Annotated in this window: 6 protein-coding genes; 4 read left to right on the top strand and 2 right to left on the bottom strand. The window is 68.4% G+C overall.

Features of this window, described 5'->3' with window-relative positions:
* The first annotated feature begins 293 nt into the window (after positions 1-293).
* The 3 genes from ttcA to C0541_RS20235 all read left to right on the top strand — a co-directional run bounded on the left by ttcA (position 294) and on the right by C0541_RS20235 (position 3,597).
* On the top strand, positions 294-1,217 hold the full coding sequence (ttcA, locus tag C0541_RS20250) for a tRNA 2-thiocytidine(32) synthetase TtcA (RefSeq protein WP_115051134.1): 924 nt from the start codon (positions 294-296) through the stop codon (positions 1,215-1,217).
* A gap of 63 nt (positions 1,218-1,280) precedes the next feature.
* On the top strand, positions 1,281-2,186 hold the full coding sequence (locus tag C0541_RS20245) for a recombination-associated protein RdgC (protein ID WP_007974628.1): 906 nt from the start codon (positions 1,281-1,283) through the stop codon (positions 2,184-2,186).
* Between the two features lie 625 nt (positions 2,187-2,811).
* Positions 2,812-3,597 carry a SprT family zinc-dependent metalloprotease gene (locus C0541_RS20235; RefSeq protein WP_161960180.1) on the top strand — a complete coding sequence of 262 codons (786 nt, stop codon included), beginning with the start codon at positions 2,812-2,814 and terminating at the stop codon, positions 3,595-3,597.
* A gap of 93 nt (positions 3,598-3,690) precedes the next feature.
* Here C0541_RS20235 and C0541_RS20230 read toward each other — a convergent pair whose 3' ends face one another.
* Both C0541_RS20230 and hemH read right to left on the bottom strand, forming a co-directional pair.
* Positions 3,691-4,554, bottom strand: coding sequence for an alpha/beta fold hydrolase (locus C0541_RS20230; RefSeq protein WP_161960192.1), 864 nt, complete (start codon positions 4,552-4,554; stop codon positions 3,691-3,693).
* Positions 4,555-4,556: 2 nt separating this feature from the next.
* Entirely contained in the window at positions 4,557-5,522 is a 966-nt protein-coding gene (gene hemH / locus C0541_RS20225; RefSeq protein ID WP_115051131.1) for a ferrochelatase, read from the bottom strand.
* Between the two features lie 153 nt (positions 5,523-5,675).
* Between hemH and C0541_RS20220 the strand changes: the two genes are divergently transcribed.
* Positions 5,676-6,581: a lipid-binding SYLF domain-containing protein gene (locus C0541_RS20220; protein WP_161960179.1), complete on the top strand. Its 906-nt coding sequence runs from the start codon at positions 5,676-5,678 to the stop codon at positions 6,579-6,581.
* Positions 6,582-6,606 lie beyond the last annotated feature (25 nt).

The raw sequence follows: 6,606 nt of genomic DNA, 5'->3' as shown, positions 1-6,606 counted from the left end.
GGGAACCGCCAGGAGAGGGACCTGCCAGGAGAGGGACCTGCCAGGAGAGGGAACCGCTATTAGAGGGAACCGCCAGCAGAGGGAGCCGCCGGGGGAGAGAACAGCCTGGAGAGGGAGCCGCCAGGAGCGGGACCTGCCGCGGAGAGCTTTGGGTGGGAAGCGCTTCCCGCGTGGACGAGGGCTTGCTCCCTTCTCCCGTTTACGGGGGAAGGTGCCCGAAGGGCGGATGGGGGCAGCCACCTCTGGCCGCACGACCCAATCCCAATCCCCCCGGCCGCTACAATGGTCGGCTTATGACCGCTGTCCTGCCGCTGCCGCAACCCCTGGCCGACCCCGCGCCGCGCGACCCGCGCCAGCGGCTGCAGCGTGAACAGCTGCGCCTGGGCAAACGCCTGCAGCGCCAGGTGGGCCAGGCGATTGCCGACTTCGGCATGATCGCGCCCGGCGACAAGATCATGGTGTGCCTGTCCGGCGGCAAGGACAGCTACACCTTGCTGGACATGCTGCTGCAGCTGCAGCGCAAGGCGCCGGTGCCGTTCACCCTGGTGGCGGTCAACCTGGACCAGAAGCAGCCCGACTTCCCCGCCCACGTCCTGCCCACCTATCTGCGCGGACTGGACGTGCCGTTCGCCATCGTCGAGCAGGACACCTATTCGGTGGTCAGCCGGGTGATTCCGGCCGGCAAGACCATGTGTTCGTTGTGCTCGCGGCTGCGGCGCGGCGCGCTGTATGCCTATGCGCAGGCGCACGGCGTCACCAAGATCGCGCTCGGCCATCATCGCGACGACATCGTGGCCACGTTCTTCATGAACCTGTTCCACCACGCCCGGCTGGCGGCGATGGCGCCCAAGCTGCGCAGCGACGACGGCCAGCACGTGGTGATCCGCCCGCTGGCCTATGTGCGCGAAGCCGATATCGCCGCCTACGCGCAGGCGCGCCAGTTCCCGATCATTCCGTGCAACCTGTGCGGCAGCCAGGAAAACCTGCAGCGCCAGCAGGTCGGCCGCATGCTGCAACAATGGGACCGCGAGCAGCCCGGGCGGGTCGAGCAGATCGCCCGCGCGCTGGCCGATGTACGGCCCGAGCAACTGGCCGACCGCACCCTGTTCGATTTCCTGGCGCTGGGCCGCAATGGCGAGGCGGCACCGCCCGCTCCCGATTCCGACTCCAGCGCCTGGCTCGCCGCCGGCGACGACACCACACACGACAGCGGCTGACGCGGCCACCACGGCGCCGGCAGTCTTCCCACCCTCCACGTTTCCTCCTCTTCGGTCTGACGCATGTTCTTTCGTAATCTCACCCTGTTCCGCTTTCCCACCACGCTGGATTTCTCCGAGATCGACACGCTGCTGCCGCAGGTGCAGCTCAAGCCGGTCGGCCCGCTGGAAATGAGCTCGCGCGGTTTCATCTCCCCGTTCGGCCGCGACGAGCAGGAAGTGCTCTCGCATCGCCTGGAAGATTTCCTCTGGCTCACCGTCGGTGGCGAGGACAAGATCCTGCCCGGCGCGGTGGTCAACGACCTGCTCGAGCGCAAGGTCGCCGAGATCGAGGAGAAGGAAGGCCGTCGCCCCGGCGGCAAGGCGCGCAAGCGCCTGAAGGACGACCTGATCCATGAGCTGTTGCCGCGCGCCTTCGTCAAGAGCTCGCGCACCGATGCCATCCTGGACCTGCAGCACGGCTACATCGCGGTCAACAGCTCCAGCCGCAAGAGCGGCGAGAACGTGATGAGCGAGATCCGCGGCGCGCTCGGCAGCTTCCCGGCCCTGCCGTTGAACGCCGAAGTCGCACCGCGCGCCATCCTCACCGGCTGGATCGCCGGCGAACCCCTGCCCGAAGGCCTGAGCCTGGGCGAAGAATGCGAGATGAAGGACCCGATCGAAGGCGGCGCGGTGGTCAAGTGCCAGCACCAGGAACTGCGCGGCGACGAGATCGACAAGCATCTGGAAGCCGGCAAGCAGGTCACCAAGCTGGCGTTGGTGCTGGACGACAATCTGTCGTTCGTGCTCGGCGACGATCTGGTGATCCGCAAGCTCAAGTTCCTCGACGGCGCACTGGACCAGCTCGAACACAGCGAAGACGACGGCGCACGCGCCGAACTCGATGCCCGTTTCGCACTGATGAGCGCCGAAATCCGCCGCCTGTTCCTGCTGCTGGAAACCGCGCTGAAGCTGAGCAAGGCGGAGTAACCAGGTTTCGAACGGTGGCGGCGTCAAGGCGCGATGCGCCGCTTGAATCATCCGAGGTCTAAAACAACAGCTCGCAGCGTCGCGGGCGCGGTGCCCTCACCGCTCGCGGGACACGCCGTGAACCCATCCATGGGGACCGTGTGGCGGCATCCATGCCGCCACACGGTCCCGCAACCGGCAAGGACACCGCACCAGACAGTTGGTCGGCTGCTTTCTTGAAGGCGTGGCGCTCGGCTTGCGGTGGGCAGACGCGACGCTTGCAGATTGCGCGTCAAAACGCGTGCCTGCTGCTCGGTCTGCGGTGAGACAAGTGGTGGGAAGCCGGTCGAGACACAGTGGCTCGACCATCGCACCTCATCTTCTGCTTGCAACCACACACACCGACCATCTCGACAGGTCCTTGCCCGCTCACCGTCGCGGGACCTTACGCGGCATGGATGCCGCGTAAGCGCTTACAAGGACGTACTTGCAGCGTGTCCTGCGATGGTGGGCGGGCAAGGGCCCTGCAGCCAACGCGCAGCGTCGCTGCTGCGGCGCCCTCACCGCTCGCGGGACACGCCGCAACATCGCATGCATCAATCGCGCCATCTCACCACCTGACACATCGCAGCGCTATCCTGTGCCCATGTTCAAGCCCGTCCGCCGTCTGGTTGCGCCGCCGTCGCAGGTTGTCGAACGCGACTGCGTGCGCGTGCAACTGGACGGGCGCGAAATCGCGGTCCTGCGCGTGCGCGACCCGCGTGCGCGGCGCATCAAGCTCAGCGTCGACGAACGCGGTGCGCGGTTGACCCTGCCGCTGCGCGCAAGCCTGGTGTCGGGCGAGCGCTTTCTGCTGGCGCACCTGGACTGGTTGGGCACGCAGCTGTCGCGTTATCAGCAGGTCGATGCGTTTCCGGCGCTGGCGCGTGGCGTGCCGGGGTTGCTGCCGTTACGCGGCGCCTTGTTGCCACTGAGCTGGCACGACGGGCGCTACGCACGCATCGAGGTCACCGATGACGGCGCGCAGTTCCATGTGCCGACCCGCCTGGGCGACGCCGGCCTGCGCCGCACGCTGAAGGAATTCTACGAAGCGCAGGCGCGCGCCGATGTCGGACGCTGGTTGCCGAGCTATCTGCCCGGCCTGCCGCGCGCGCCGGCGCGGGTGCGGCTGAAGGTGATGTCCTCGCAGTGGGGCTCGCTGGCACCGGATGGCTCGATGGCGCTGGACCTGGCGCTGGTGCTCGGCCGCCCGTCCGCGTTCGAATACGTGCTGGTGCACGAGCTCTGCCACCTGCTGCAGGCCAATCACTCGCCTGCGTTCTGGGCCGAGGTGGAGCAGCGTTTTCCCGCCTGGCGCGACGAGCGCAGCTATTTCCACGAGCACGGGCGCCAGCTCAAGGCGCAGCTGCGGCGGTTGTTGCAGGCTGAGTGACGGGCGGTGTGTCTCACCGCCCGTCACAAACGCCATAACCCCATGGCGCGATGACAATGCGTGTTCGCGTGCATGCACAGCCCGCATCCACCATCACTCGCGCGACGGCAACTCGGCCAAAAACCCATTGATCACCGCAGCCACCGCTTCCGGCGTCTCCATATGCACGTGGTGCGTGCCCGGCAGAAGATGCAGGCGCGCATCGCGCATCAGCGCCACGCGGTGGTCGCGCAAGGCAGCGGGGAAATACGCCTGCGCCGGCGTGGCGAAGATGGCCTGGACCGGGCAGGCGATGGAGGCCAGCAGCACGTCGATCTGCGCTTCGGTCATGCGGATCGCCGTGGGCAGGGTCAGGCGCGGGTCGCTGCACCAGCTGTAGCCGCCTTCGACCGCGCACACGCCGCGCTCCACCAGCAGCCGTGCGGCCGGTTCGGTGAGCTGGTTGGCCATCATGCGTGCGCGCACCGGCATCTCCATCGACGGAAACACGCGCAGCGGCCGCTGCGACAAGGTGCGTGCCGAGGCAATCGCATCGCGCAGGCGGCTGGCAGTGCCTTCCACCGGCTCGGCCAGCGCGCCCAATGCCTCGATCGCGATCAGCGCCTCCACGCGTTCCGGCGCCGCGGCGGCCAGCAGGCTGGCAACACCGCCGCCCAGCGAGTGGCCGAGCACGCTGAAGCGCTCCCAGCCCAGCGCATCGGCCACCTGCAGCAGAATCCCGATCGCGCTGCTGAGCGTGTACTCGGCACCGACCGGCAACCACGTGCTACGGCCGTGGCCGGGCAGATCGAGCAGGACCAGGTCCAGGTCCTGCGCATGCAGGTGCGCGCTCAGCGGCAGGAAGCTGGCGGCGTTGTCCAGCCATCCATGCAGGGCCAGCACCCGGCGCGGGCCACGGTCCGGGTTGCGCAGTCCGGTGACCCGGCCGATCGCCAGGTCGCACGCAAACGGCTCCAACCTCACGCGCGCCGGGCCACGGCGGCCAGTGCCTGTGCATGTGCCGGGCTGGCATTGAGGCAGGGGATGTAGCTCAGGGTGGCGCCGCGTTCGGCCAGCGTTTCGGCAAACCCCAGCGCCACTTCTTCCAGGGTTTCCAGGCAGTCGGTGGCAAAACCCGGGCAGACCAGGTCGAAGCTGCGCACGCCGCCTTCGGCCAGTTTCCACAAGGTCGGTTCGGCGTAGGGCTGCAGCCAACGCTCCGCGCCGAAGCGCGACTGGTAGCCCATCTGCCATTGGTCCGCGCCCAGGCCCAGCGCGGCGACGATGGCCTGCGCGCTGCGCTCGCATTGCTGCGGATACGGATCGCCGGCATTGGCTACGCGCTGCGGCAGGCCGTGGAAGGAGAACATCAGCTTCTCGCTGCGCCCGTGCGCCTGCCAGTGCGCACGGATCGAATCGGCGATCGCCGCGACCCAGCCGGCATCGTCGCAATAGTCCTGGATCACCTCCACCGCGATCTCCGGCGCGCCCGGGCGCCAGGCGTCGATCACGTCCTGGATCGATGCAGTCGTCGTGGTCGAATACTGCGGATACAGCGGCAGCACCACGATGCGCCGGATGCCGCGCGCACGCAGGCCGTCCAGCGCCTTGCGCAGCGCCGGGGCGCCGTAGCGCATGGCCCATTCCACGTGCCAGTCCGGCATGACCTGCTTCAGGCCCTCGGCCAGCCGGCGCGTGTACACCGCCAGCGGCGAGCCGTCCGGCAGCCAGACCTTGGCGTATTTCTCGGCCGACTTGGGCCCGCGGATGGGCAGGATCACCCCGTACAGCAGCGGCTTCCAGAACAGCGGCGGGATCGCGACCACGCGGCGGTCGCTGAGGAACTCGGCCAGGTAGCGGCGCACGGCCGGGGCGGTGGGCGACTCGGGGGTGCCGAGATTGACGACCAGCAGGGCGGTATCGGGGGTGGTGTTCATGCGCACCATTCTGGCAGAGCGCGGCAGTGCTGCCGAGGACAGCGCATCGATTGCCCCCATTGACCGCCTCTGGCACCCGGCCTGCGCTCACCACCGATTCATTGCGCCACCACTAACGTCGCGCCATTGCTATCTTTGACGGATCGTCCCCTGGAGCTTGTCATGCCTCGTCTGTCGCGCCTGGCCCTGTTGTTGTCGCTGACCTTCGCCGCCGGCCATGCCGTCGCCGGCCCGGAAGAGGACCAGCGCGCGCGTAACGCGGTGCGGGTGCTCAACGAGATCATGAAGATTCCCGAGCAGGCCATCCCGGACAAGCTGCTCGACGAGGCGCGCGCCATCGTGGTCATCCCCGACACGCTCAAGGCCGGGCTGGTGATCGGCGGCCGTCGCGGCCACGGCCTGATGTCGATGAAGAATGCCGACGGCAGCTGGTCGCAGCCGGTGTTCGTCAAGCTCACCGGCGGCAGCATCGGCTTCCAGGCCGGCGTGCAGTCCTCCGACGTGGTGCTGGTGTTCCGCAACGACCGCAGCCTGGACAACATCGTCAACGGCAAGTTCACCCTCGGTGCCGATGCCGGCGTGGCCGCCGGCCCGGTCGGCCGCAATGCCGCCGCCGCCACCGATGGCCAGCTCAAGGCCGAAATCTGGTCGTGGTCGCGCGCCCGTGGCCTGTTCGCCGGCGTGGCGCTGGACGGTGCGGTGCTGCAGATCGACGATGCCGCCGACCTCAACGCCTATGGTGGCGGCGCCACCCCGCGGATGATCTTCGAAGGCCGTACCAACGAGCGCCCGTCCACCGACGTGATCGCCTTCCGCGACCGCCTGGAAGAGGTCACCTACACCGCACGCGCCAATCGCAACAGCGATGGCGACGGTGACAGTGACGACACCGTGCCGCCGCCGCACGCGGCGACTGCCACGCAGGCCCCGGTGCAGCCGGCACCGCCGCCGGCCAACGAGGCCAGCACCGTGCCGATGCAGCCCAGCACCACGCCACCGCCGCAGCAGGGCTTCCAGCCGGTGTCCGATGGCGAAATCCGCACCGAATCGCTGGACGGCAACCGCTGACGCGCTGTCATCCCCCTGCGCGGTG

Origin of the sequence: Xanthomonas arboricola (genome assembly GCF_003353015.1) — a bacterium.
Lineage (GTDB): Bacteria > Pseudomonadota > Gammaproteobacteria > Xanthomonadales > Xanthomonadaceae > Xanthomonas > Xanthomonas arboricola_E.
Note: the sequence above shows the minus strand (reverse complement) of the source record. Positions and strands in the feature narration are given on the sequence as shown.